The following is a 26,740-nucleotide window of genomic DNA, read 5'->3' as shown; positions in this document are numbered from 1 at the left end:
AACTGAATTCGGTTGTTTATCTGTCATAAAGTGCGTCTTTTGGGGTGATGGTTCACTCTCTAGTGGAGACCGCAGGTAGAATATTTTCTTTGAGCGATATATCCACACGGTTGAATGCCGCGGGCGCGAGAAACACCAGAAGCGCCCAGTACGATATGGGTATATCGCGTACCGGCTGATTCAGGCGCATCGCGCCGCGGAGGGAGAATTTATGGCAGAAAAGTACAGCGACGTGACCGCTTTTGCCCAGCCTTCTTCCGATCAGTCTTCTTCTCACGATTCTTTGAACGAGTATCCCCGCACGGTTGCCGTGGTGGTGACTTATAACCGTGAGGACCTGCTGCCGAAGACCCTCGCCGGTATCGCTTCTGGTGAGCGTGTGCCTGCGGCGGTGGTGATTGTTGATAACGCCTCCACGGACGGTACTGCCGAGTATTTGCGTGCCCTGGACTATGAGCTGCCGGTGGATTGTATCCGTCTGGAGAGCAATATGGGCGGTGCTGGCGGTTTCGCGGTGGGTATTGATCGCGCCCTGGAACGCCATAACCCGGATTTGGTGTGGGTTATGGATGATGACACCGAGCCGACCGGGAACACCCTGTCGGAGGCGGTTGCCGCCTGGATGAACTATTCGCCGGTGCCTTCGCAGCGCCCCGCGGTGGTGGCCTCTCGTGTGGTGTGGACGAACGGCGAGGACCACCCGATGAACACTCCGCGCACGATGTTTGCGGCGGGGGAGCAGCGTCATGCTCGTGCGCAGGCGGTGGGTGCCCGTCCGATTCGTAGTGCCTCGTTCGTGTCGATTCTGATGGATGCGCAGGCTATTCGCCGTAACGGTGGTTTGCCGATTGCTGAGTTCTTCATTTGGAATGATGACTTCGAGTTTTCGACTCGTCTGATTCATCACCGTGACGGTATTGCGGTGCCTTCTTCGGTGGCTAAGCACCACACGAAGACTTTTGGCACGACGAACGCTGACCCGGGTCCGCGTTTCTATAACGATGTGCGCAATAAGCTGTGGGTCTTTACCCGTTCGCGTACCCTGAACCCGCTGGAGAAGTTGCTCTATGGTGGCTCGTCGGCGCGTCTGTGGATTTCTACTGTTCTGCGTACTGATGACCGCCGCACCTATCTGGGATATTTCCTCAATGGTGTGCGTGATGGCTTGCGCGCGCCTCGCCCGAATGCTCAGGTGCTTGAGGGTATTTACCCGCTGACTTTCCCGGGCCGCTACGGCGTGCCTGCATCCGATGAAAGCCCCGCTGACTCTGAGAAGGCGCGCGGTTGCGTGAGCTCTGTACCCGATTTCTCGGTGCTGATGAGCGTGTACGCTAAGGAGAACCCCGCCTATCTGGATCAGGCGTTGGAGTCGAATCTACTGAACCAGACGGTGCGTCCTTCCGAGCTGGTTTTGGTGAAGGACGGTCCGCTGACCCCCGAGCTAGATGCCGTGGTGGATCGTTGGGTTCAGCGTGCCGAGAACCTGGATTGCCCGCCGATTCAGGTGGTGGAGCTGGCTCAGAATGTTGGTTTGGCGGAGGCGCTGAACGCCGGTCTGCAGGCGTGCACCTATGAGCTGGTGGCTCGTGCTGATTCTGATGATCTGTCTGAGCCGAATCGTTTTGCGCGTCTGATTCCTGCCCTGGTGCAGGGCGGCTACACGGTGCTGGGCTCTGCCATGCTTGAGGTGAACGAAAGCAATACTGCGGTGGAGTCGACCCGCGAGGCGATTGTTGATTCTGAGCGTCTGCTCAGTGCGATGGATTCGCGCAACCCGATTTATCACCCGTCGGTGGCGTTCGTGAAGAGCGCCGTGCAGCAGCTGGGCGGTTACGAGTTCGTGCCCGGCGCGGAGGATTGGTGGCTGTGGATGCGTCTGCGCGATGCCGGCTACCGTCTGGGTAATATCCCCGAGGCTCTGGTGCGTTACCGCGTGGGCGCGGGCGCGTACACGAAGCGCGGGGGAGTGGACGCCTGGTTGCAGGATGTGGCGATTCAGCGTCGACTGTACACCGGTCACGGTATTTCTAAGCTTCAGTGGGCTCAGAATATGGCGGTGCGTAGTGTGTACCGTTTTGTTCCTGAGCAGGCGCGCCGTTCGGCGTTTCGTGCGTTGTCGTCTTTGACGGCTCGTGCTTCTTCTCGTTCTTCTGGTACCGCATCTGAAGGAGGCATGTAGTGGCTCAGTTGAAACCTCACGCTCATGTGGTGATGCGGAAGGCGGCCCAGCGCGGCACGATGGTGACGGAGGGTGACTCTGGCACGATGCTGGTGAACCGCCTGTATGAGCGTAAGCCATGGTGGCTGATTGCGCAGGCGCTGATTGATTCGAGCGCCTGGGTTCTGTCGGTTTTGTTCGCGTACATGCTCCGCTATAGTGTGCTGCTCAGTAACGGCTCGGTGTTCGATATTATTCACCCGGCGTCGTTGACGATGACCGCTACGTTGGCTGTGGTTCTGCACCTGGTCATTGGTCTGGCGGGCGTGAAGATTTATAACGGCGTGTATTCGTACGGTTCGTTTGACGAGTCGTGGCGTGCCGGCGCGGCTGCTTTGAGCGCGGGTGCGGCGTTGACTGCTTTCTCCTTTGTGGATGAGCTGTTGGGTCTGCCGCATATTCCGCATAGTGTGCCTGCGATTGCGGCGGCGTTTAGCCTGATTATGATGGCGGGCGCTCGCATGGCGAAGCGTGTGTACACTGAGCGCGGTGCTGTGCGTGAGCTGACCGGTGAGCCGGTGATTGTGTACGGTGCTGGCTTTATCGGCGGCATGGTCATGGATTCGATGCTGCACGATGAGGATGCGAAGCTTCGCCCGGTTGCGGTCTTCGATGATGACCAGCTGAAGGCTGGTACGAAGTTCCACGGTATTTCGGTGATTACTACTTACCGTGAGCTGGAGCAGGTGATTCGTGAGTCGGGTACTCGTAAGATTCTGGTGACGATTTCGGATATGTCGGAGGATTACTTCGAGTCCTTTTGTAACCGCATGCGTAAGCTTAAGGTTGAGGTTCAGCGTATTAGTAGTGCGAATGCTCGACTGATGGGTGAGCGTCTGATTACCGCGAGCGATAACGACCTGATGCGCGTGATTCGTGGTGAGATTAACTACGATATTGACCGCGATATTCTGCGTTCGTACCTGCACGGTAAGCGCGTGCTGGTTACGGGTGCGGGCGGTTCGATTGGTTCTGAGCTGTGCCGTCAGATTAGCGAGTTTGAGCCGGAGACCCTCATGATGCTTGATCATGATGAGACTCTGCTGATGGAGACGAAGGTTTCGATTACTCACGAGTCGAGCCTGGATGATGACCGCATTATTCTGGCTGATATTCGTGAGGGCGATAATCTGCTGGAGATTTTCCGTGACCGTCGCCCCGAGGTGGTGTTCCATGCTGCGGCTTTGAAGCATGTGTCGGCGCTGGAAGCGTACCCGCAGGAGGCGTGGAAGACGAACTCCTTGGGCACTCTGAACGTGTTGCGTGCCGCGGAGGCGGTGGGCGTGAAGACCTTCGTGAACGTTTCGACTGATAAGGCGGCGGATCCGAAGACTGCGCTGGGCCAGTCCAAGCGCGTGGCGGAGCGTCTGACCGCGTACTTTGGCGAGAAGACCGGTAACACCTACGTGTCGGTTCGTTTCGGTAACGTGTTTGGTTCGCGCGGTTCGATTAAGCCGCTCTTTACGAAGCAGATTCTTTCGGGTGGTCCGATTACCCTGACGGATAAGCGCGCGACCCGTTACTTCATGCTGATTACCGATGCCTGCCTGCTGGTGATGCTTGCCGGTGCGATTGGTCGCCCGGGCGAGGTTATGGTGCTGGATATGGGCCAGCCGGTCAAGATTCTGGACGTTGCGAAGGCGATGCGCCAGGCGTATGAGCGGTATGACGTAGAGATCAAGGAGATTGGTCTTCGCAAGGGTGAGAAGCTGGATGAGACTCTCTTCGGCGGTACCGAGAAGCTGGTGCCGAGCGAGGAGAACCGGTATATTTCCCGGTCGAGTGCCCCGGCACTTGACCCTGATGAGCTCGATTATAAGCTGTGGATTCAGAACTATCGGGAGCACAGCGGCTATGAGCGTCATGGCCTGGAGCGTGCCCCTGATCCGCGTACTTTGGCGGATGCGCAGACGTTCTAATCTTTACGGAATAACACCGGATGCTGCACTTGCGTGGCGGGTGCGGTATCCGGTGTTTTCTCTTTCTCGGGTGTAGAACATTTCAGGACGCAGAATATGCAGAACGTATGGAGAGATCCTGTAACGTTTAGTCCCGGGCTACTGAAGAGTTCTATAGAATACGAAGTAAACACACACTACGCACACATCGTCCTTTAGCTGCGATTCTGGAGCTTGCGTCCAGGGGAGCGGCGCCAATGCCTTGGAGCTGGTATGACCTCCTTTTCTGAGCTGTTGAGCATTTTTGCTCTTGCTTTTGTTTTGGGTGCCCTTTTGCCGTTTGCGGTGCGCCCGATTTTGCATCGCTACAACATGGTGGATGTTCCTAATGAGCGTTCTTCGCATACTGCTCCGACTTACCGCGGTATGGGCTTGGCGACTGCGGCCGCGACCTTTGTAGCGTTTGTGGCGGCTACCCTGTTCGGCTGGACGTACCGTTCTGCTGAGTCTTTGCAGCTGGCGGTGACGATTGCCGCGGCGATTCTGTGTGCTCTCGCTTTGGGTTGGCTGGAGGATATTCGCGGCGTGAGCATTGTGCGTCGTGCGGGACTGCAGCTGGTGATTGGCGTACTGGTGAGCGTGAGCTTCGCGACGGTGCAGGGCACGAACGTTCTGGTACTGATTCTTGGCGCAATTTTTATTGCCGGCTACATTAACGTGGCGAATTTTATGGACGGTATTAACGGCATTTCTGGTGCTCACGGTCTGGTGGCTGGTTTGGCGTATGCGCTGACCGGTTGGATGGTGAACCTGCCGTGGCTGGCTTTGGCTGGTGTGGCGGTTGCCGGTGCTTTTGCGGCGTTCCTGCCGTGGAATGTGCGCCCGGGTAAGAACGTGTTTTTGGGCGATGCGGGTTCTTATGTTTTGGGCGCGGCGCTGGGCACGTTGGCTGTGGGTGCGTGGTTTGCGGATGTTCCGTTCCTGCTGGCTTTTGCTCCGCTGATGACTTATCTGGCGGACGCGGGTACGACTCTGTTCCGTCGTTTTATGGCGGGGGAGCAGTGGTACAAGCCGCACCGTACTCACACGTATCAGCGTCTGACGGATGTTGGTTTCAGCCACCTTGGTTCGACCGCCGTGGTGACGGGTACGACCATTCTGGTGTGGGTGCTGTTGGCGTTTGCATCTGATCTGTATGCTGCGGGATCTGTGGTGGCGACCGTGGGCGTCGTTCTTGTGGCGCTTGCCGTGCTGGTGGTGTATCTGCGTATGCCGCAGCTCTTTGGCGGTGAGGCTCCTACCTCTACGATTGACCTGTCGAAGCGTTTTGCAGCGGATTCGAAGGGTTCGGTGTCGAAGGCGAAGTCGGCAACTTCGGAGCCTGCTACCGGCTCTTTGACCTCGGCAACTGGTATTCCTGCGACTCCTGAGAATGTGGAGCCGACCTCGCTGCATCCGGAGCCGATCATGCCGGATTCGGTGAAGGATCGTGCGGGTCAGCCTTCTTCTGCTTCCTCTTCTTCGACGCAGTCTAATCAGAATCGTGGGGAGAAACACTAATGGTTTCTGAACACTCTAAACCTTCGGCTGAGGCTCCTGCAGAGCCTCTCTGGAGGCGCGTGGTGGACGTTCTGTGGTATCCGCCGGCAGAGCGCAAGAAGCAGCAGAAACGCCGCCGAGAGCGTGCTCAAGCAGGTTTGAAGGCCTCTTCTTTCGAGAGTCAAGAGCTTTCCTGGAAATTTTTGTTCTACAGAGTATCGGCTTACTCTCTGCTGGCTTGGTTGGGCGGTATGATGAGTGCGTACCTGTTTGCGGGCCCCGTGGGCGCGCTAGGAATAACATTGGGCTTTCTGATAATCTATATATGCTTCACTCTGGGCGTATTAGTTATGTTGGTTGCTCCCATTTTCGACTGGGGTGTACCCAAATCGCTGGTGGTGAGCTACCTCGTGAAGATCGCTCTGCTCGGTCTGGTATTGATGTTTGTGCCATTCCCCGAGAATCTGAGGCACGGTTGGACTCTCGCAGGCGCATGTACCGGCGTGATTCTGTGGATTGTTATTGAAACAGTCAGCATCGCACGACTAAGAATTTTGTACTTCGACACCGACTCGGAAGACCATGGTCGGTAACACGATTGGTGTTTGAAAGGAAAAACGTTTGGCCGAAGAGAAGAAGTGGTGGGACGGAGATAAAAAGCTCCGCACCACCGGAGAATTGGTATCTGACGGAGGTCTCTCCGGCGCCGTCATGTCGATTCTCTATCTGATCATCGGTGTAGCGGTGTGGGGAGGCATCGGTTACCTCGGTGACCTGGTCTTCTCCACCACCTGGCTGGTGTGGGTTGGCGTCTTGATTGGCGCTGTCGGAGGTTTGACCCTCGTCTTTACCCACATGACCAGGCAGAATAAAGACCGTTAGGTCATTGAACGCGGACCGCTAGGTCACACATTCATCCATGTAGTTAGCATGTCAGTCGTTTATAGGCAGACATGGGCTCTTGATAGCCACTAGTAGCAAGAAAGGACTTGCTTTGATCGAGAACGGGTTGATCCTCGCGGAAGCCTATGTGCCGCCGACCCCTGAAGACATGCATCTGCCCCCCTTCTTCACCATTGGTGATTTCGCTTTCGGTAAGCAGAACGTACTGATTCTGCTGTCCGTGGTGATTATTGCGGTCTTCTTCCTCACCGCAGCACGTAAGCGTGCCATGGTTCCCGGCAAGACTCAGTTCATTGCTGAATCCGGCTACATGTTTGCTCGTAACTCCCTCGGCAAGGAAACCCTGGGCGTTCAGCACTACAAGCCTTTCGTGCCGATTCTGTTCGCCTCCTTCTTCTTTGTTCTGGTGAACAACCTCTTCGGGTCGATTCCGTTTGTTCAGCTGCCCTCCTTCTCCCACCCCGGTAGCGCCTACGCACTGGCTGGCGTGGCATACCTGACCTGGGTTGGCGTTGGCATCAAGCGCAAGGGCCTGGGCGGCTTCTTCAAGGACATCACCATGCCTTCGGGTCTGCCGGTGTGGATTTACCCCATCCTGATCCCGATCGAGTTCTTCTCGAACCTGCTGATTCGTCCCGCAACTCACGCACTGCGTCTCTTCGCGACCATGTTCGGTGGTCACCTGGCGCTGATGGTTGCGTCCAGCATGGTGACCTACATGGTTGAGACTCTGGGCGGCATCGGCTACCTGGCTGCTATTGCTCCCGGTGCTCTGGGCATGTTCCTGTACTTCCTGGAATTCATGATTCAGTGCATCCAGGCTTATGTGTTCGCTCTGCTGCTGGCTGTGTACCTGCAGGGCTCGGTTTCCGAGGGACACTAAACTCTCTAGTTTTTTAGGTTTTCGCGTTCGTCATTGGGCGTGAATAAAGCAACCCACACGTTCACTGTGCGGGCTATTAACTCAAATCAAACTCTGTTCGGTCCGGGTATGTTCCCGGTCGAACACTGTTGAAAGGAAAAATAATGGTTGGTTCCATCACTGCGGTTGGCTACGGTCTGGCAGCTATCGGCGGCGGCATCGGCGTGGGTCTGATCTTCGCGGCATACATGACCAGCGTTGCTCGTCAGCCCGAGTCCCAGAAGACCCTGCAGCCCATGCTGTTCCTGGGCTTCGCACTGGTCGAGGCACTGGCAATTCTGGGCCTGGTTCTCGTCTTCATCAAGTAACCGGCTCTGCCACATCCTAAACGACCCATCCCATAGAACAGGATTCCCTCCATGATTTATCTGGCAAGCGACGGGGGAGCGGAGGCAACTTCGAACCCCCTGATTCCCGACGTCGGGGAAATTGTCATTACCCTCATCGGATTCCTGATCCTCTACTACATCGTTGCTAAGTACGTTGTCCCGGCGTTCGAGAAGATCTACCAGGACCGTAAGGAAGCAATCGAAGGTGGCCTTGCCAAGGCCGAGAAGGCACAGGCAGAGGCTGCAGCGGCTCGCGATGAGTACACCCAGCAGCTCGAAAGCGCTCGACTGGAGGCTCAGAAGATTCGTGAAGAGGCACGCGCAGAGGGCGAGGCAATCATTGCCGATGCTCGCGAGCGTGCAACCGCTGAGGCTCAGCGCATTAGCGATAATGCAGCAAAGGCTATCGAGGCAGAGCGTGCGGCAGCAGCAGTGTCCCTCCGTTCCGAGGTTGGCACTCTTGCTACGACCCTTGCCGGCAAGATTGTGGGCGAAGCCCTCAACGATGATGAGCGATCGGCCCGTGTGGTAGATCGTTTTCTTGCTGACCTTGAAACCGAGAAGCAGAACGCAGGTGCGGCTCGGTAATGGCAGGAGTATCTACTGAATCACTGAGCAAGGTGGAAGAGGTGCTGGAAGCTCACGCTTCCCTGCAGCCTCTGAACCTGGCGAGCGAGCTTTTCGCTGTGGTTGATGTTCTCGACCACAACGGCACCCTGCGCCGTGCTGTCACCGATTCTTCGCGTGATGCAGCAGCACGTCAGGGTATCGCTAACACCGTCTTCGGCGGCAAAATCTCTTCACAGGCTATGGCTGTGTTCACCAATGCGGTGGCTCAGCGCTGGTCTGATGATGCAGATCTGGCGAACGCCCTGGAGCGTGCAGCAGTGCTCGCCGTGACCGCATCGGCTCAGTCTCGCGGTGGCGTGGATGCCCTGGACGAGGTGCTCAACGAACTACTCACCTTTGTGCGTACCGTTGATTCCAACGCTCAGGCGCAGGAAGCGCTGTCCGACCATCAGGCAAGCAAAGAAGCAAAGAAGAAGCTCGCCGTGGCGCTCGGTGGCCCCGCCACCACCGCCGAAGGTGTGCTTCTGCTCGAACGAGTTGGCTCCAACCCCCGCGGCCGTCACGCTGCACGGGTAGCCGATGAGTTCGCAGAAATCATCGTCACGCGACAGAACCGTTACATTGCGCGAGTAACTAGCGCGATTGCGCTGTCGCAGGCACAGCTTGAACGTCTCGGTCGCGCGCTCAACGCCGTGTACGGCCGTGAGCTGAAGCTCGACGTTTCGGTGGACCCCGCCGTTCTGGGCGGTCTGCGTGTTCAGGTGGGCGACGAGGTGATCGACGGTACCGTCGAGACCCGCATGTCCGACCTGACTCGTTCCATCGGCTAGCGGCTCAAGCTAGCGACGCTGAACCGTTCGTCGCAACGGTGATTTAGAAGATACCTCGGGTAGCGGGTGCGTGGCTGATGCCTCCTTCGCAGAAGCGGCGGCATTGCCCGCCCGTTCAACCCGAATTGCAAGTTTCGGTTGGTTCCGTTGACGGAACGCAACCACAATGAGAGAGCAGGGACACAAGATGGCCGAACTGACCATCAATGCCGAAGATGTCCGTAATGCGCTGAACGAGTTTGCAGCGTCTTACGAACCCGGCAATGCAGAACGTGTTGAGGTGGGTCGAGTTGTATCGGCCTCCGACGGTATCGCTCGTGTCGAGGGTCTTCCCTCGGTTATGGCGAATGAGCTGCTTCGTTTCGAAGACGGCACCCTCGGCCTCGCACAGAACCTGGATACCCGCAATATTGGTGTGATTGTCCTGGGTGACTTCACCGGTATTGAAGAGGGCCAGGTCGTACACCGCACCGGTGAGGTCCTCTCGGTGCCCGTTGGCGACGCGTACCTCGGTCGCGTTGTTGACCCCCTCGGTAACCCGATCGATGACCTGGGCCCCATTGAGTCCGAAGGTCGCCGTGCACTGGAGCTGCAGGCTCCCGGCGTGACCCAGCGTAAGTCGGTTCACGAGCCGCTGCAGACCGGTCTGAAGGCAATCGACTCGATGATTCCGATCGGTCGCGGTCAGCGTCAGCTGATCATTGGTGACCGCCAGACCGGTAAGACCGCTATCGCGATCGACACCATTCTGAACCAGAAGGACAACTGGGCTTCCGGTGACCCCGAGAAGCAGGTTCGATGCATCTACGTGGCTGTTGGCCAGAAGGCATCCACCATTGCAGCTGTCCGCCACACCCTTGAGACTCGCGGCGCGCTGGAGTACACCACCATCGTGGCATCTCCCGCATCTGACGCAGCAGGCTTCAAGTACCTGGCACCCTACACCGGTTCGGCTATCGGCCAGCACTGGATGTACGGTGGCAAGCACGTCCTCATCATCTTCGACGACCTGTCGAAGCAGGCAGAAGCATACCGCGCTGTGTCCCTGCTGCTGCGCCGCCCGCCGGGACGTGAAGCATACCCCGGTGACGTCTTCTACCTGCACTCCCGCCTGCTGGAGCGTTGCGCTAAGCTCTCTGACGACCTGGGCGCAGGCTCGATGACCGGCTTCCCGATCATTGAGACCAAGGCAAACGACGTTTCCGCCTTCATTCCGACCAACGTCATCTCCATTACTGACGGCCAGATCTTCCTGCAGTCCGACCTGTTCAACGCTAACCAGCGTCCGGCAGTCGACGTCGGTATCTCCGTCTCCCGTGTTGGTGGTGCCGCACAGACCAAGGCTATGAAGAAGGTCTCCGGTACCCTGAAGCTGGAGCTGGCACAGTACCGTGCAATGGAAGCGTTCGCAATGTTCGCATCCGACCTGGACGACGCTACCAAGGCACAGCTGACCCGCGGTTCTCGCCTGACCGAGCTGCTGCGTCAGCCGCAGTACACCCCGTACGCAGTTGAAGAGCAGGTTGTCTCCATTTGGGCTGGTACCTCCGGTCACCTCGACGACATCGAGATTTCCGACGTGCTGCGCTTCGAGGCAGGATTCATCGAGTACCTGCGTCACAAGACCTCGGTACTGACCGATATCGCTTCCTCCGGCAAGCTTGAGGATGACACCGTTGCAGCTCTGAAGTCCGCAGTTGCTGACTTCAAGCAGGGTTTCAAGTCTGAGGGCAGCAGCCACCTCGTCGACGCAGGTCACGAGGAGCACAAGGCAGCTCGCGATAGCGACATCACTCAGGAAACCATCGGTTAGCGATTAGTCCTCGCCTTCTCCCCGCCTCAGCTATGAGGCTGGGGCGGGGCAGAAAGCAAGGAGAAAGGAAGCTCTATGGGAGCCCAGATTAGGGTTTACCGACAGAAGATTGCTTCGACGTCGTCTATGAAGAAGATCTTCAAGGCGATGGAGATGATCGCGACCTCCCGCATTAACAAGGCTCGTAACGCTGCTCAGGCAGCCGGACCTTACGCGAACGCTCTGACCCGCGTGGTGACTGCGGTTGCGACTCAGCACGGTATTAAGCACCCGCTGATTCACAAGCCGAACGAGTCCGAAGCCTACGAACACCGCCGCTCCGCAATCCTGGTTGTTACCAGTGACCGCGGTCTGGCAGGTTCGTACTCCTCCGCTATCCTGCGTCGTACCGAATCTCTGATTGAGAGGCTGCGCTCTAACGGCCAGGAGGTACAGCTGTACCTGGTTGGTCGTAAGGCAAAGGCTTACTTCGAGTTCCGTGAGCGCCCCTACGCCCGTGCGTGGGAGGGCCACACCGATGCACCTCGCGTCGAAACCGCCGTCGAGATTCGTGACGCGCTGCTCGAAGCCTACGACCTGCCCTTCGAAGAGGGCGGCGTGGACGAACTGCACATCGTATACACCGAGTTCAAGTCGATGGTTGTTCAGGAACCCAAGATTCTGCGCCTGCTGCCCATCCACGTGGGTGACGCAAAGGCTATGGGCGAGGAAATCGTTCCCGACCAGGAACTGACCAAGGCTGAGTACGAGCAGGCGGCATCCTTCGAGTTCGAGCCCTCCGCTGAGGAAGTGCTCAACGCGCTGTTGCCGCGCTACATTGCATCGCGTATCTTCTCCTGCCTCCTGCAGGCAGCAGCAAGTGAGCTGGCATCCCGCCAGCGCGCAATGAAGACCGCAGGTGACAACGCTGAGACGCTGATTACCAAGTACACCCGTTTGATGAACAACGCACGTCAGGCGGAAATTACTCAGGAGCTCTCCGAAATCGTGGGCGGCGCAGACGCCCTCGGCTCCTAGTATTGGTACGCCAACGAAGCCATCAACTGTCCAAACTTTCTAAGTAAGTGAGAAATATGACTGCCACCTACAACGAATCGGTCTCCGCACCGACTCAGGGCGCAACGGGTCGTATTGCCCGCGTCATCGGCCCCGTGGTCGATGTCGAGTTCCCCGCCGGTCAGGTCCCCGAGATTTACAACGCTCTGACCACCGAGCTGACCCTCGACGGTCGCACCCGCACCATCACCTTCGAGACCGCACAGCACCTGGGCGACTCGATCGTTCGCGCTATCTCCCTGCAGCAGACTGACGGCCTGGTCCGCGGTCAGGCTGTAGTCGACACCGGCGCACCGATCTCCGTCCCCGTTGGTGACGGCGTGAAGGGCCACATTTTCAACGTTCTTGGTGACGCACTCGACGTGCCGAACTCCGAGATTAAGGCTGACACCTACTGGCCGATTCACCGTGCCGCTCCCGGCTTCGCAGAGCTGGAAGGCTCCACCGAAATGCTGGAGACCGGTATTAAGTCCATCGACCTTCTGACCCCCTACATCAAGGGCGGTAAGATCGGTCTGTTCGGTGGTGCAGGCGTGGGTAAGACCGTGCTGATCCAGGAAATGATTACCCGTGTGGCTCGTAACTTCGGTGGTACCTCCGTGTTCACCGGTGTTGGCGAGCGTACCCGTGAGGGTAACGACCTGTGGGTCGAAATGGAAGAAGCAGGCGTTCTGAAGGACACCGCTCTTGTGTTCGGCCAGATGGATGAGCCCCCGGGAACCCGTCTGCGCGTGGCACTGACCGGTCTGACCATGGCGGAGTACTTCCGCGATGTTCAGAACCAGGACGTGCTGCTGTTCATCGACAACATCTTCCGTTTCACTCAGGCAGGTTCTGAGGTTTCCACCCTGCTGGGCCGCATGCCCTCCGCAGTGGGTTACCAGCCGAACCTGGCGGACGAAATGGGTCTGCTGCAGGAGCGTATTACCTCCACCCGCGGTCACTCCATCACCTCCATGCAGGCAATTTACGTGCCTGCGGATGACTACACCGACCCGGCGCCGGCAACCACCTTCGCGCACCTGGATGCGACCACCGAGCTCTCTCGTGAAATCGCATCGCGCGGTCTGTACCCGGCAATTGACCCGCTGTCCTCCACCTCCCGAATCCTGGACGCACAGTACATCGGCCAGGAGCACTACGACACCGCAATTCGCGTGAAGGCTATTCTGCAGGAAAACAAGGAACTGCAGGACATCATCGCGATTCTGGGTGTGGACGAGCTCTCCGAGGAGCAGAAGATCGTCGTGGCACGTGCACGTCGTATCGAGCAGTTCCTCTCCCAGAACACCTACACTGCAAAGCAGTTCACCGGTGTCGAGGGTTCGACCGTTCCGCTGAAGGACACCATCGAGTCCTTCCAGATGATCTGCAACGGCGATGTCGACCACATCCCCGAGCAGGCGTTCTACAACATTGGTGGTATGGACGACGTTATGCGCCGCTACGAGGAAATCAAGGCACAGACTGGAGCTAAGTAATCATGGCTCTGAAAGTTGAAGTTGTTTCCCGCGAACGCGTCGTGTGGACTGGCGAAGCGAAGTACGTTCGTGCACGCTCCGTCAGCGGTGACCTCGGCATCCTGCCGGGCATGATCCCCACCTGCACGCTGCTGGCACAGGACGGCGAGCTGCTCATTGAACCTGTTGAGGGTGAACCCATTAAGACCATCCTCAACGCAGGTTTCTTGACCGTCTCGAACGATCACGTGACCATCGCCGCAAAGCACGCACAGATCTAAAGCCGGTTTCCCACAAGGGGAATTGACCGCTGTGTACACCTCGCCGGTGTTCCACCCTGAAAGGGGAGGGGCGCCGGCGATTGGTGTATCTGGGGTAGCTCGTGTGCCCAGAAAGAGAGTGCGCGCAGAGCAATAGCGTGCACGGAAAGATTGTGCGCATAGAAAAGGGGCGTCTCCCGTGTATCGGGAGGCGCCCCTCAAGCTATGTGTAGCCGCTTAGCTAGAGCCATTTAGAACAGGCGGTCAGCTAGAACAGACGGTCAGCTGAGTCGTCCACGCCGCGCATCGCGTCGTAATCCAGGCTCACGCAGCGGATGCCGCGGTCCTCAGCCAGGGTACGAGCCTGCGGCTTAATCGTCTGCGCCGCAAACACGCCGCGCACCGGTGCCAACAGCGGGTCACGGTTGAGCAACTCCAGGTAACGGGTCAGCTGTTCCACGCCGTCGATATCGCCCACACGCTTGAGCTCGACCGCCACGGATACGCCGTGTGCATCCTTCGCCATGATGTCGACCGGACCGATAGCGGTCGGGTACTCGCGGCGTACCAGCGAATAGCCCTCACCGAGAGTGTGGATCTGCTCGGCGAGCAGACGCTGCAGGTCAGCCTCTACACCGTCCTTGATGAGGCCGGGGTCGACACCCAGGTCGGTGGCGTGCTCGTGCTCAATCTTGTAGATGCGAATCATGAGGCGGTCATCGCTCTTAGCTGCCTGAACGGTCCACAGCTGCTGAACATCGGATTCCAGGTCCTCACGGATGCTTTGCGGAACGTCCTCACGCTCAGCCACCAGCAGGGAGCAGGGAGGGCTCATCCAGTTCAGAGGCTTGTAGGAACCGCCGTCGGAGTGAATGAGGACGGAGCCGTCATTCTTGACCATCAGTAGGCGGGTAGCGCGGGGCAGGTGGGCGCGGAGGCGGCCCTCATAATCTACGGAGCATTCAGCAATGACAATACGCATCCGTCCACTCTAGCAGGTACGAGTGTTTGGCTCTAGCAGGTGAGGGTATGAGCTAGGGAACCTGAGCTTGGTACAGGTCGCGGTACGGGGGCACAGTAGGGAAGTACGGCACAGTAGGGAGGCGCGGCACAGAGCGGGGGAGTACCGCCTCAGCATGAGTACCATGCCAGTATGAGGAAGAGCGCAGAGCGAACAGGTGTGAGACGGGTAGGTAGAGATAGCTGAGCGGCGCGGTAGAATAGGGCTCATGGCACGTAAGAATCATCCCGGCAGGCGAGCATCCGGCACCACCAGCGATAAGTGGCACCGTCAAGCACCCGCAGGGCGTGATATCAGCAGGATCCTCGACCCTGCGCCCCGACTGGAACGTGACCGATACGGCGACTGGCTGGTGCAATACATTCCCGCCGTCAACGCCCAAAAAACCTACACCTGCCCCGAATGCTACCGCCCGATTCCGCCCAGAACAGCGCATCTGGTGGTGTGGCAAGAAAGCCACACGATGGGCCGTAGCCGCGCCATTGACGAGCGCAGGCACTGGCATCAGCATTGCTGGCGCACCCGCCGCAAATAGGCTGAAACGCTGCACATAAGGTGCAGCCTAAGACTAAATTTCGACCAGACTACATTCTTGACCAAAACCACATTCTCGAATCCAATTCTTGAAGGAACGCAATGAGCAACACCGCCGATATCACCCGCGAGCAGGAATTCGATCCCGCCCGCTACGTCTTCAGCACCGCCGCTGAACCCACCCCCATTAAGGCACGCACCGTTCTGCCGGCACGCCGCGAGAACTTCACCGTCACCACCGCGGACGGCAAGCGCCTCGTCGGTGAACTTGCCCTGCCCGAAGGCGAAGTTAAGGCAACCCTGGTGACCTTCCACCCGCTGCCCACCCACGGCGGCTACATGGACTCGCACGTGTACAAGAAGGCGTCCTTCCGCCTGCCTGCGCTGTCGAACATTGCGGTGCTGCGTTTCAACACTCGCGGCACCTCCTCGATTCGCGGCACCAGCGAAGGCGTCTTTGACGGCGGCTTTGCCGAGAAGAAGGACTTCGACGCAATCCTGAAGTTTGTACGCGAGCGCGCCCTGCCGAACCCCTGGCTGGTCGGCTGGTCCTTCGGCACCGAGCTGGTGCTCAAGTACGCGCCCGAATACGCGAACGAGTTCACCGGCGCTATTCTGCTCTCCCCGCCGCTGCACCGCGTGCACCCGGCTGAGCTGGACGAGTGGAACAAAATCTCGAACCCGCTGTACGCGCTGGTGCCCGAGCACGACGACTACCTGCAGCCTCCGGCAGCGCGTGAGCGTTTTGCGGCTGTACCGCGCACTCGGGTGATCCCCTTTGAGGGGTGCAAGCACCTGTGGGTGGGCGAGAAGTCCGTGCAGCAGGTCCTCAACACCGTGGTCAGCATCGTAACCGGTGCACCCACCGAACTGCCCACCGAGTACAACGGCCCGGTGGCAGAAGAAATCACTGAGCTCTAAAGGCTCGGTATAAAACGTAAAGGCGGCGGCTTTGGATAGAACATCCAAAGCCGCCGCCTTCGTATCTAAGCTCGATGCCTGCCCTAGGGGAGAGCAGCGAGCGTGTAGAGAATCTAGAGCTGACTACAGCTGATCCTGGCGAGGAATGAACACCTCACGCACCAGAATCAGCATCGAAGCCGCCACCGGAATAGCAATCAGCGCACCCAGCACGCCCCAGAGAGCGCCACCGGCAGCCACCGAAATAATCGCAACACCGGCAGGAACCGACACCGCACGAGCCATAATACGCGGAGAAATCAGGTACGCCTCCACCTGCAGATACAGGAAGTACGCCACCGCAAACCACAGCGCCAGACTCCAGCCCTGAGTCAGCAGAATCAGCGAGGTCAAAATCAGCGCAATCACGCCACCAACCAGCGGAATGAACGCCAGAATCATGACCACCAAAGCCATCAACTGCGGGAAGCTAAAGCCCAGAAACAGCATAATAAAGAACGCCACAAAAGCATTCAGAACAGCAACCAGAGCCTGACCCATCACGTAGTTACCCACCGACTCAGTAATCTTGTCGGTAATGTACTTGACGCGCACACGCTTAGAAGCCGGCGCCAGACGAACACCCCACGCCTTGATGGTGTCCATCGAAGTGAGGAAGTACAGGGACAGGAACAACACAATAATCACGCCGGTCACGCTCTGCGCCAGGGTAGAGCCAGCAGAAACCAGGCTCGACATGAAGCTATTGACCTGCGAAGAGGAGAAAGTCGACTCCAGGAACTTCGGGACGTTCTCGTTCACCCAGGTGCTGATATCAAAGCGCTGATCAAGCTCGTGGTACCAATCAGAATCGATCGTGTTCTGATAAATACCCGGCGCGTACTGAACAAACTTAGAAGCCTGCTCGCTAATAATCGGGCCAATGGTCATGACCAGACCGGTTACAGCGCCAGCAAAACCAGCAAGCACAGCGATCACACCGATACCGCGCTTAATGCCCCAGGACTCCAGGCGGCGCACAATCGGGTCCAGACCCAGAGCAATGAAAATAGCGCCGGTCACCCAACCCACCAGGGCACCCACATTATTGAAAATGTAGTAGGCGAAGAGTGCCAAACCGACGCCAACGGTCATGAGGAAACCGAACGCAACCGGGTTGTGCATCATGGAGGTCTTGCCGTTGCCGACCACCTTCGGTGCGGGAGGCGCATCCTCAGAAGCGGCGGGGACCACCGGAATAGTATCCGTAGGAGGCATGGAAGCGCGGCGGCGGTTGGAACGCACCTGGCTAATGCTTTCGGTTATCTCGCTGAAGGTCTCCGTTATCTGGTCGGTGAGGGATTCCTTCTTGCGTGGCTCGTCGGACGATGTTGTCTCTTCGTGAGCTGCTGAGGCTTTCTTCTCGCTCATGCTCTTCCTTTCCGGATCATTCCGGGTATTTTTTCTCTACTGTGTCATTCTACCGGCTGGTTTACTTTGTTACGGCGTCCACGGTGAATCCCAAGGGCAGGGGAGCGCATGTGGGAGAGATATTTGCGGGGCGGTTTCAGGCAATAGCCCAAACGCTATCCCCGGCATGAGCTCAGAGCGTAGGCGATAGAGAACGGGCGCTGGCAACGGTGCGTTGTGGGGATAATAGAGGAAGGAACGCGTGAAGGATCTAGCCCGCACGCAACAATAGATACAGAACGTAAAGGAGCCCAGGATGAGCATTATTTTTGATCCGGCAGACCGCGGCGCATCCCAGAACGCGGCACAGGGTAATGTCGCACAGGGTGGTGCAGCACAGAACGGGGCTGTGCAGAACGGGGTAGCGCAGGAGATTCCCGCCTCCGTACGCAACGCCATGGAACTGAACCCCAACGCCGGGGCACAGAACGCAGCGGCACAGTCTGCTGGCGAACAGGGTGGCGAGCAGACCCCCTCCGCTCCCACCTGGCGCTACGAGGTCAACACCCCCGAAGAGTTCCAGAAGTTCGTTCAGCTCTCCAGCCAGGGTGCCGTGATTTTTGCGCTCTACGCGCCGCACTCGCCCTCCTCCCTGCAGATGCTCGAAGGCGTGCAGAAGCTCGTTGACTCCGCCGCAGGCACCATGATTTGCGCCGCCGTGGACGTCACCAAGCTCCCCGAAGCTGCCCAGGCATTCGGCGTGAGCGGCGTGCCCGCGGGCGTTGCCGTTCTGGCGGGCCGCCCGGCACCGATTTACACCGGCCCGGTCAGCGCAGAAGACCTCGGCGATGTGCTCTCCCAGGTTCTGCAGCTCGCGGCACAGTACCAGCTGCCCGGCGGCTTCGACCCGGTCGTTCCCGAAGATGAAAAGCCCCTGCCGCCCCTGCACGCAGAAGCTGTCGCCGCCCTCGACCGCGGCGACCTGGAGGGTGCCCGCGCCGCATACCGCAAGGCAATTAGCGAGAACCCCGGCGATAAGGAAGCGAAGCTCGGCCTGGAACAGGTTGAACTGCTCGCCCGCGTGAAGGACCTGGACATGGCAACCGAACGTGCGGCGGCCGCGGCAGACCCCATGAACATTGACGCCGCGTTCAACGTAGCCGACCTGGACCTGGTGGGCGGTCACGTGGAGGACGCGTACAACCGTCTGCTGCGCCTGTTCAGCGCGGTAGGTCCCGACGATAAGGCGCGTGTGCGCGAGCGCCTCGTGCAGCTCTTTGACGTGGTGGGTGCATCTGACCCGCGCACCGTCAAGGCGCGTGCGGCACTGACCATGGCGCTGTTCTAAAAACAGCTGTCACCCGGGAAACGTCATGAGCCGATCTAACCGACTGAAACGTTGAATCTGGAACTTTGAATACGGACGGGCTATCGTCACCCCTACACTCGGCTGTGGGGTAGACGGTAGCCCGTTCTGCGTTCGCGGGTTTGAAGTGGTTTTGAGGCGGGGGAGAGCAGACGACTCAACCTGTCTGATAGCGCGGTTGGATGGCATCTATAGCACCCAGGAATGTCCATATTATGCGTTGTGAGTACGTAATATTGCAGGTTTTATCGCCAAACCTGTTAGACCTCAATGGGGAGTGATAGGGTGAAAATATGAACACTAGTCACTTTCCCCAGGACCCGAACCCGCAAGAACCAGGTTCACCGCAGAACCCGGCACTAGAGACCGCAGTAGAGGCAGCACCCCAGGCTGTAGCCTCCGAATCTGTAGCCCCAGAAGCTCCTGAAGCTGTAGTTCCCGCGTCGGTAGCACCTCAGCTACCCGTCACCCCGCAGACCGCACCGGCGGCAGGCGCTCGACCCGCCATCGAAATTCGCGGCCTCACCAAGGCATTCGGTCAGAAGGTCGCCGTCGACCGCATCAACCTGGATATCCCCTCCGGATCCTTCTACGGACTGGTCGGCCGCAACGGTGCCGGTAAAACCACCACCATCTCCATGGTCACCGGCATGCTCAAGCCCAATGAAGGCACCGCATACGTGCGCGGCATCGACATGTGGGCCGACCCGCTCAAAGCCAAAGCGCACCTGGGTGTGCTGCCCGACGGCGTGCACCTCTTCGACAAGCTCACCGGTGAACAGCTCATCACCTACTCCGGCTACCTGCACGGAATCGATAAGGAAACCGTCGCCTCCCGCGTCAAGGACCTGCTCGCGGCCATGGACCTGACCGACGCTGCGGGCCGTGCCGTCGCCGACTACTCCGCCGGTATGACCAAGAAGATTGCGCTCGCCGCCGCGCTCGTCCACGCACCCTCCGTGCTGATTCTGGACGAGCCCTTCGAAGCGGTCGACCCGGTTTCCGCCGCTAATATTCAGGACATTCTGCGCGGCTTCGTTGCCTCCGGCGGAACTGTCATTATCTCCTCGCACGTGATGGACCTTGTCCAGCGCCTGTGCGACCACGTAGCCGTCATGGACTCCGGCCGTATTCTCGCCGCCGGAACGGTCGATGAAGTACGCGCCGGCATGAGCCTTGAAGAACGATTCGTGCAGCTGGTCGGCGGCCGCACCTCCTCGGAAGGATTGTCATGGTTGGGCACCTCGTCTCACTAAAGTGGCAGTATGTGCTCGCTTCCTTCCGCCGAAGCATCTGGGCGCTCATCGGCCTGATTTTTGCGGCGCTCTACGCGGGCGGTATGCTCTTCGGCCTCGGCTCCGCATACTTTATCGCTAACTCGGAGGTACCCGAATACGGTCAGCTCGGAACCCTCCTGGTAGGCGCGGTTATTGCGCTCGCCTGGGCTATTGTCCCCATTTTCTTTAGCGGACTGGACGGCACCCTGGACGAGAGCCGATTCGTGCTCTTCCCCATCAAGCCCTCCACCCTGCAGAAGGGCCAGTTCCTCGGCGGGTTCGTGGGTATCCCCGGCATTGCCAGCATCATTGCCGTGCTACTGGGTGCGATCGCGTTTATATCGCAACCGCTCGCGCTGGTCGTGTACCTCATCTGCTGCGTGCTCGGCCTTGCGAACCTCATGGTGTGGGCGCGCCTCGCCAACCGCCTGGGCATGGCGCTGAACGATAACCCGCGCATCGCCAACACCCTGATGATCGTTGCCATGCTACTGATGATGAGCGCCGGCTTTATCTTCGGTGGAACGATAACCTACCTGACCAAGCACTGGGAAGAGGTGCTGCCCTACCTGCCGTGGCTGGGCGTGACGCCCTTCGGTTCCGCGTTTGCTGTGCCCTACTTTATGGCGACCGGCAATATGGGTGTTGCCCTTGGCTGCCTGGCTCTGACCCTCGTCTACCTGGCTGGCGGTTGGTTGCTGTGGGGTAAGAACCTGGTACGCTCCATGGCGAATGTGGGCGGTAGCGCCCACCACGCCAGCGCTGCCGAAGTCGCCGCGGGTGATTTGGGCCTGTTTGCACGGTTCCCCGCAACCCCGCGTGGCGCCGTAGCGGCACGAACCCTGCACTCATTCCTGAAAGACAACCGTCTGCAGCTGCTGACCGCAAGCACCGCCATGCTTTACCTGATACTAACGGTGGGTATGCCGCTGTTCCTGAGCTCTGTAGGGTCCGTTAAAACTCATGTTGATTTTAATGGCATCAACGCGGCTGAAGCCAACCAGATTATCAATAGCGGCGTCATGCAACTCTTCGGATTCTGGATGTACTTCTGCACCGTTTTCACCGGCTACTACATGTGCTACCTCGTCTCCTACGACAACACCGCATTCAGCCTGCATGTGCTCTCCCCGCTACGCGGTATTGACGACCGCATCGGCAGGCTTTGGGGTTACAGCATCCTGATGGTTCCGATCGTAGTGGTGATGGTGTTCGTCGCCTCAGCGGCAAATGGACACCTGGAGCTTTTCCCCATCGTGCTGATGCACCAGCTGGGCGTGTTCGCTGCGGCTGCAGGTATTGGATGCGTACTGGATACCTTCATCAGTCCGCCCGTGGCGCCTCCCGGGGCTAACCCGTTCAAGAACCCGAAGAACACTGACGGCTTTGCTAAGCAACTGCTGCTGATGCTCTCTATAGTTTTGGTGATGCTCAGCGCGCTGCCCGGCGGTATCTCCGTTGTCGTGTACATTTTCCGCACGCAGGATGTGCTGACCCTCGTATACGGCGGCTTGATTCAGCTGCTGATTGGTGCCGCACTACTAGTGGGCGGCGTGGCGTGGGGCGGCCACCGCTACGACAAGGTCAGCTCCAAGATGCTGGAACGCGTGGCACGCTTCCAAGCGAACTAACGAGAGTCGAAGCGCCAGCGTATAAGGAATAAACGAGAAGGGTTCCGTGTTAGGTACTAAGCCTGACGCGGAACCCCTTTTCTGTGCCGCACGAATTTCTAGCCCCGAACTTCTAGCGGAAAGAAGCTCACCGCAATACCTAAGAGTCTATGGTGGAGCTGTGGCCTGCCTCCATATTGACCGCCCGGGGGCTCAGCACCTCCCAACTGCTACTAAAATAGAGAAGGCGCCAATCACCCAACCGTGCAGCGGCACCCCTCACCCTATGTATCCCACCTCATCATCAAGGAGAAACATGAGCTCGATCGAAGGCATCGAAGACCCCTTTGGCCCCGGAACCGCAGGCGGCACCGCCCTGCTCGAACGCGAAGAAACCCAGCTTTCTGAGCCCGGCGACCACGAGCGCTTCTCCCACTACGTACGCAAGGAAAAGATTCTCGAATCGGCGCTGACCGGTGAACCCGTACGCGCCCTCTGCGGCAAAATGTGGGTACCCGGCCGCGACCCGCAGAAGTTCCCCGTCTGCCCCCAGTGCAAGGAAATCTACGAAGGCCTTGCACCCGGCAACGACGGCGACAACGGCTCCGGCGAATAATACGCGCCAGGCGACACGCCTCAGACAACACAACCTGGGCGATACGCCTGAATAAATACGAATAAATAACACGCCGCAACAGCAAGACTCAACGGTCCAACACCGCTCATGAGACTTTGCTGACGAGCACCAAATTCTTGCACCACAGCCCGGCCCAACCCGCGGATGTGGTGCTAGAATTTAACCTCGCTGTGCCCGGACCGCCAGAGCACTAGGAACACCAGCGCACCTGAAGCAGCAGAGTGCCCACCACCTCCATACGGGGGAGGAGCGCCCCTGCGCTGAGTCGGCGGGAGGAATCAGTAGAGGTAGACGAGGAAGAAGGAGAGAATGAGCGCACCCGCAGAGGAACCCACCCTATTCGACAGTATGGTGAAGCCGAAGCTCTCCCCGGCATACCCCGACCGCGCCCCCTGGGGTACTTCCGTCAGCCTGCGCGCCTGGCAGGCAGAAGCCATGCAGAAGTACTTCGAAACCAACCCTCGTGACTTCATGGCTGTGGCAACCCCCGGCGCGGGTAAAACCACGTTTGCGCTGACCCTCGCCAAGGAACTATTCAACCGTGGCACGGTCCGCCAGCTCATTGTTGTGGCGCCGACCGACCACCTGAAAAAGCAGTGGGCAGACGCCGCTGCGAAGGTCGGTATTCCCATTGACCCGAACTTCAAGAACGCGGATGTGACCATCAGCCGCCACTACAAGGGTGTGGCGCTGACCTACGCGCAGGTGGCGAATAAGCCGCAGCTGCACGCCCGCAACACCGAGGAAACGAAAACCCTCGTGATTTTTGACGAGATTCACCACGCTGGTGATTCGCTTTCCTGGGGTGACGGCCTGCGTGAAGCGTTCGACGACGCGACCCGCCGCGTGGCGCTCACGGGTACCCCGTTCCGTTCGGACACCTCCCCGATTCCGTTCGTCACCTACGAGGTCGACAATGACGGTATTCGCCGCTCCAAGGCTGACTACTCGTACGGCTACGGTCCCGCGCTGAAGGACCACGTGGTGCGCCCGGTCATCTTCATGGCGTACTCGGGTCAGATGCGTTGGCGTACCTCCGCCGGTGAGGAAATGGCGGCAAACCTGGGTGAGGGATTCACCAAGGACATCACCTCCCAGGCATGGCGCACCGCGCTGGACCCCAACGGCGAATGGATTCCGACCGTGCTCGCCGCCGCCGACAAGCGTCTGACCGAGGTGCGCCGCACCGTGCCCGACGCCGGTGCGCTCGTCATTGCCACCGACCACGCGGACGCCAAAGCCTACGCCGAGCAGCTGCAGAAGATTACCGGCGAATACCCCGCCGTGATCCTCTCAGACGACCGCGAAGCCTCCGCGAAAATTGATGAGTTCCGTGAGGGCATGCAGCGCTGGATGGTCGCCGTGCGCATGGTGTCCGAAGGTGTGGACGTGCCCCGCCTCGCCGTGGGCGTGTACGCCACCAGCACCAGCACCCCGCTGTTCTTCGCCCAGGCTATCGGACGTTTCGTGCGTGCCCGCAAGCGCGGCGAAACCGCATCCGTGTTCCTGCCGTCGGTGCCGCAGCTGATGATGCTCGCCAATGACATGGAGGTCGAGCGCGACCACGCCCTCGACCGCGGCGCACCCCAGGAAATCGACCCCATGGTTGAGGGCCTGGACGACCACCTGCTCGAAGAAGCAAACCGCGAGGAGCGCGCCTCCGAGCAGCTGGCACGCGGCAAGTTCGAGGCGCTCGGCTCCGAGGCGTCCTTCCACGGTGTGCTGTTCGACGGCGCCGAGTTCGCCTCCGGCAACCTTGCCGTGGGCAGTGAGGAGGAGCAGGACTTCCTGGGTATTCCGGGCCTGCTGGATGCCGAACAGGTCGGTACGCTGTTGCGAGCGCATCAGCGTGAGCATGCGGCGCGCCGCCCGGCGACTGCGGCGCCTTCGGTGGTGGATCACCGCCAGTTGAAGGAGCTACGCAATAAGTTGGCGAAGAATGTGGCGGCGTGGTCGATTCGTTCGGGTCAGCCGCACGGCGTGATTCACAATGAGCTGCGTAAGATTTGTGGTGGCCCGGCGGTCGCGCAGGCTTCTGCTGAGCAGATTCAGGCGCGTATCGATAAGCTGTCGGATTGGTTTGTGGGTCGACGCTAGAGCATGGATAGAACGTAGAGAAAAGCCCCGCGAGTGTGTATGCGCTCGCGGGGCTTCTTGTGTTTGTGGGGCAGTTGTGGCTCTTTGAGTGATTTTTACCTGAAGGTTTTTTGAGGTGCTTAAAAGCACATACGCGGAGAAAATAAGTCGGTTAGATAGTGGGAATAGGTGGTTCTTGAGAAACTTAATGTTGGTTTTTGCCCCCTAATTTGAGAAAAACATCGTCTGAAGGTTGTTTAAAGGAGATGTGTCAGAGGGATTTAGGGGAGAAATGTGTGTGAATAAAAGTTCAAGTACTGGTTGAATACTGCATGTCAAAGTGGGTTTATGGAAGATTGTGTGCGTTTTTCGCTTGAAATTTTAATACGGGGGGGGGGATGCTTTCTCCAAGTGTTGGGTTTCCCTGTGCTTTTGAAGCTGACCTTTGTGTTTTTGATCTTCTGGGTGTGCAGGGGCTGACGCTTGTATAGAAACATCATGCATTCACTCTCTTCTGCACGCTATCTTCACTTTTGTGTGTGCGTCTGCCCTGCGTGGATTTATCGGCCGCGTTCTTGGTGGGAGTGAGTGCCCAAGATATCACTCTCGAAGGACATACATGTCTACTAACATTTCTCGCCGCAAGGTTGTTGCCGGCGCAGCGTGGGCTGCTCCGGTTGTCGCAGCATCCGCTGCGGTTCCCGCTTTCGCATCTTCTACTGAGTGTGCGTACGCATCCGCTCCCAAGTTCAACATCTCCGGCCAGCCTTCCGGTGCTAAGAACACTCAGAAGTTCACCGTTCCCGCTAAGGTTGACAAGATTCGCTTCGAGGTTGCCGGTGGTGCAGGTGGCGGTTCCTCGTCTATTGCTGGTGGTTCCGGCGCTCTCGTTGTGGGTGAAATCCCCGTCAAGGAAGGCCAGGTTATCGAGCTGGTTGCAGCTGCCGGTGGTGTAGCTTACCTGGAGCGCGTGGATGGTGCGGAGAACGCTCCTGATACTCCGGAAGAGAAGCGTTACAAGATTTGGGGCACCCGTCCGGCAACCGGTGGCCAGGGCTATGGTAATGGTGGTGACGTGAATGTTTACACCGTCCCCTCGGACGCACAGTCTCGCGTTGATGCTAAGTGGCCCGGCGGCTCCGATATGAAGCGTTACGTCCACGGTGGTTCCGGTGGTGGCTCCTCCGCTCTGGTCATCGATGGCACCGTGGTTGCCCTCGCTGGCGGCGGTGGCGGTGCGGGTATTCGTACTCAGCCGGCTACCAACAATGTTCTGAATGAAACCCGTGAGAAGAAGGATTCTGCAGGTAACGTTATCGGTACTGAGCCTAACCCCTACTTCAACTCCAAGGCGAAGGACACCAGTACTACCAGTCTGAGCGACACCTCGAACACCACCGTTCTGCCTGCAGGTGCAAGCGCATCCGCTGCTGTCGGTGACACTGCAGAGACCTCCGTCTCCTGGTACACCCACCTGAAGGACGCATCCGGTAAGCGTACCCCCACCTCCGCAATGGAAGTTGCTGGCGGTAAGGGTGGTGGCAACGGCACCGGTGGCACTGGTGGTGAGAAGCCTCGCCTGTACGCTCTGGCTAACGTCTTCGGTGTGATGGGCTTCGTGTCCACCAATAACCAGGAAATCTTCAGCTCCTCCACCGCTGGTGACACCGGTGGTAACGGCTTCGATGGTAAGGGTGCTGACGGCGTCTCCGCATATTCCTACCAGCTGGATAACCACCCCGATCTGCCGAAGGAGTCTATCCCCGTTACTAACCAGAAGGCTATCGATGCAGGCGTGGTTAAGGGCGATGAGAAGGGCGGCCTTGAGGTTGATTCTGCAAAGAAGAGCTTTAACGGTTACCAGGGCGTTGTCTCCGCAGGTGGTGGCGCAGGTTACGGTGGCGGTGGCTCCGGTGCTGCTCGTGCACTCTCCTCGATTCTGACCGGTGAAAAGTGGAACGGTAACACTGCTGCTAAGGGCGGTGTTCGCCAGAATGTTGGTGCACTGCTCCAGGCTGGTGCAGGTGGTGCAGGTGGCTCCTACGTTGCTCCCTCTGTTGCTGGAGGCTCTATCTCCTCCGCTAACAACGCTGCGAAGGAATCCGGCGTTC

Annotated in this window: 23 protein-coding genes; 21 read left to right on the top strand and 2 right to left on the bottom strand. The window is 58.7% G+C overall.

What is annotated here, in order from left to right:
- Positions 1–211: 211 nt before the first annotated feature.
- From HMPREF2999_RS08760 to HMPREF2999_RS08700, 13 genes are all read left to right on the top strand, one after another.
- Complete coding sequence (locus tag HMPREF2999_RS08760) at positions 212–2,179, top strand: glycosyltransferase family 2 protein (RefSeq protein ID WP_070675067.1); 1,968 nt, start codon at positions 212–214, stop codon at positions 2,177–2,179.
- Positions 2,179–4,137 (top strand): polysaccharide biosynthesis protein, encoded by a 1,959-nt coding sequence (locus tag HMPREF2999_RS08755; protein WP_070675070.1) that lies wholly within the window; start codon positions 2,179–2,181, stop codon positions 4,135–4,137. Before HMPREF2999_RS08760 ends, HMPREF2999_RS08755 begins: the two co-directional genes overlap by 1 nt.
- A gap of 252 nt (positions 4,138–4,389) precedes the next feature.
- Positions 4,390–5,676 carry an MraY family glycosyltransferase gene (locus HMPREF2999_RS08750; protein WP_070675073.1) on the top strand — a complete coding sequence of 429 codons (1,287 nt, stop codon included), beginning with the start codon at positions 4,390–4,392 and terminating at the stop codon, positions 5,674–5,676.
- The gene (locus HMPREF2999_RS08745) at positions 5,676–6,248 is read left to right on the top strand and encodes a hypothetical protein (RefSeq protein WP_070675076.1); all 573 of its coding nucleotides are present in this window, start codon (positions 5,676–5,678) and stop codon (positions 6,246–6,248) included. Before HMPREF2999_RS08750 ends, HMPREF2999_RS08745 begins: the two co-directional genes overlap by 1 nt.
- Positions 6,249–6,276: 28 nt before the next feature.
- Positions 6,277–6,537, top strand: a complete 261-nt coding sequence (locus tag HMPREF2999_RS08740) for a hypothetical protein (protein ID WP_005506464.1) — start codon at positions 6,277–6,279, stop codon at positions 6,535–6,537.
- A 112-nt stretch (positions 6,538–6,649) separates the two neighbouring features.
- On the top strand, positions 6,650–7,441 hold the full coding sequence (atpB, locus tag HMPREF2999_RS08735; protein WP_005507804.1) for a F0F1 ATP synthase subunit A: 792 nt from the start codon (positions 6,650–6,652) through the stop codon (positions 7,439–7,441).
- 143 nt (positions 7,442–7,584) lie between these two features.
- Positions 7,585–7,788, top strand: a complete 204-nt coding sequence (gene atpE / locus HMPREF2999_RS08730) for an ATP synthase F0 subunit C (RefSeq protein ID WP_005506461.1) — start codon at positions 7,585–7,587, stop codon at positions 7,786–7,788.
- Between the two features lie 51 nt (positions 7,789–7,839).
- Positions 7,840–8,397, top strand: a complete 558-nt coding sequence (locus tag HMPREF2999_RS08725; protein WP_005506460.1) for a F0F1 ATP synthase subunit B — start codon at positions 7,840–7,842, stop codon at positions 8,395–8,397.
- Positions 8,397–9,209, top strand: a complete 813-nt coding sequence (locus HMPREF2999_RS08720) for a F0F1 ATP synthase subunit delta (protein WP_070675079.1) — start codon at positions 8,397–8,399, stop codon at positions 9,207–9,209. The genes HMPREF2999_RS08725 and HMPREF2999_RS08720 overlap by 1 nt, the downstream gene beginning before the upstream one ends.
- Before the next feature lie 187 nt (positions 9,210–9,396).
- Positions 9,397–11,022, top strand: coding sequence for a F0F1 ATP synthase subunit alpha (gene atpA / locus HMPREF2999_RS08715; protein ID WP_070629493.1), 1,626 nt, complete (start codon positions 9,397–9,399; stop codon positions 11,020–11,022).
- Between the two features lie 75 nt (positions 11,023–11,097).
- Positions 11,098–12,039: a F0F1 ATP synthase subunit gamma gene (locus HMPREF2999_RS08710; RefSeq protein ID WP_070506648.1), complete on the top strand. Its 942-nt coding sequence runs from the start codon at positions 11,098–11,100 to the stop codon at positions 12,037–12,039.
- A gap of 56 nt (positions 12,040–12,095) precedes the next feature.
- A complete protein-coding gene (gene atpD / locus HMPREF2999_RS08705) occupies positions 12,096–13,559 on the top strand; it encodes a F0F1 ATP synthase subunit beta (RefSeq protein ID WP_005507810.1) in 1,464 nt (487 codons plus the stop codon).
- Between the two features lie 2 nt (positions 13,560–13,561).
- Positions 13,562–13,819 (top strand): F0F1 ATP synthase subunit epsilon, encoded by a 258-nt coding sequence (locus tag HMPREF2999_RS08700; RefSeq protein ID WP_070616529.1) that lies wholly within the window; start codon positions 13,562–13,564, stop codon positions 13,817–13,819.
- A gap of 247 nt (positions 13,820–14,066) precedes the next feature.
- Here the strand turns inward: HMPREF2999_RS08700 and nucS are convergent, their stop codons facing one another.
- The gene (gene nucS, locus HMPREF2999_RS08695; RefSeq protein ID WP_005506450.1) at positions 14,067–14,780 is read right to left on the bottom strand and encodes an endonuclease NucS; all 714 of its coding nucleotides are present in this window, start codon (positions 14,778–14,780) and stop codon (positions 14,067–14,069) included.
- A gap of 247 nt (positions 14,781–15,027) precedes the next feature.
- Here nucS and HMPREF2999_RS09330 point away from each other — a divergent pair, with 247 nt between their 5' ends.
- Together HMPREF2999_RS09330 and HMPREF2999_RS08690 are read left to right on the top strand one after the other, a co-directional pair.
- Complete coding sequence (locus tag HMPREF2999_RS09330) at positions 15,028–15,354, top strand: ATP/GTP-binding protein (RefSeq protein ID WP_080562540.1); 327 nt, start codon at positions 15,028–15,030, stop codon at positions 15,352–15,354.
- Positions 15,355–15,455: 101 nt separating this feature from the next.
- A complete protein-coding gene (locus HMPREF2999_RS08690) occupies positions 15,456–16,274 on the top strand; it encodes an alpha/beta hydrolase (protein WP_070675082.1) in 819 nt (272 codons plus the stop codon).
- 123 nt (positions 16,275–16,397) lie between these two features.
- Here the strand turns inward: HMPREF2999_RS08690 and HMPREF2999_RS08685 are convergent, their stop codons facing one another.
- Positions 16,398–17,684 carry an AI-2E family transporter gene (locus HMPREF2999_RS08685; RefSeq protein ID WP_070675085.1) on the bottom strand — a complete coding sequence of 429 codons (1,287 nt, stop codon included), beginning with the start codon at positions 17,682–17,684 and terminating at the stop codon, positions 16,398–16,400.
- 295 nt (positions 17,685–17,979) lie between these two features.
- Between HMPREF2999_RS08685 and HMPREF2999_RS08680 the strand changes: the two genes are divergently transcribed.
- From HMPREF2999_RS08680 to HMPREF2999_RS08655, 6 genes are all read left to right on the top strand, one after another.
- Positions 17,980–19,011, top strand: coding sequence for a co-chaperone YbbN (locus HMPREF2999_RS08680; RefSeq protein WP_070675089.1), 1,032 nt, complete (start codon positions 17,980–17,982; stop codon positions 19,009–19,011).
- Positions 19,012–19,322: 311 nt separating this feature from the next.
- Positions 19,323–20,285 carry an ABC transporter ATP-binding protein gene (locus HMPREF2999_RS08675; RefSeq protein ID WP_070675092.1) on the top strand — a complete coding sequence of 321 codons (963 nt, stop codon included), beginning with the start codon at positions 19,323–19,325 and terminating at the stop codon, positions 20,283–20,285.
- Complete coding sequence (locus HMPREF2999_RS08670) at positions 20,261–21,937, top strand: transporter (RefSeq protein WP_070675095.1); 1,677 nt, start codon at positions 20,261–20,263, stop codon at positions 21,935–21,937. Before HMPREF2999_RS08675 ends, HMPREF2999_RS08670 begins: the two co-directional genes overlap by 25 nt.
- A gap of 295 nt (positions 21,938–22,232) precedes the next feature.
- Entirely contained in the window at positions 22,233–22,532 is a 300-nt protein-coding gene (locus HMPREF2999_RS08665) for a DUF3039 domain-containing protein (RefSeq protein ID WP_005506434.1), read from the top strand.
- 330 nt (positions 22,533–22,862) lie between these two features.
- Positions 22,863–24,650, top strand: coding sequence for a DEAD/DEAH box helicase (locus tag HMPREF2999_RS08660; RefSeq protein WP_012903747.1), 1,788 nt, complete (start codon positions 22,863–22,865; stop codon positions 24,648–24,650).
- A 598-nt stretch (positions 24,651–25,248) separates the two neighbouring features.
- On the top strand, positions 25,249–26,740 hold a 1,492-nt coding region (locus tag HMPREF2999_RS08655), incomplete at its 3' end, for a transcriptional initiation protein Tat (protein WP_070697765.1).

The organism is Rothia sp. HMSC066H02, assembly GCF_001814995.1.
GTDB classification, from domain to species: Bacteria; Actinomycetota; Actinomycetes; order Actinomycetales; family Micrococcaceae; genus Rothia; species Rothia mucilaginosa.
This window is presented reverse-complemented; position numbering and strand designations above follow the sequence as displayed.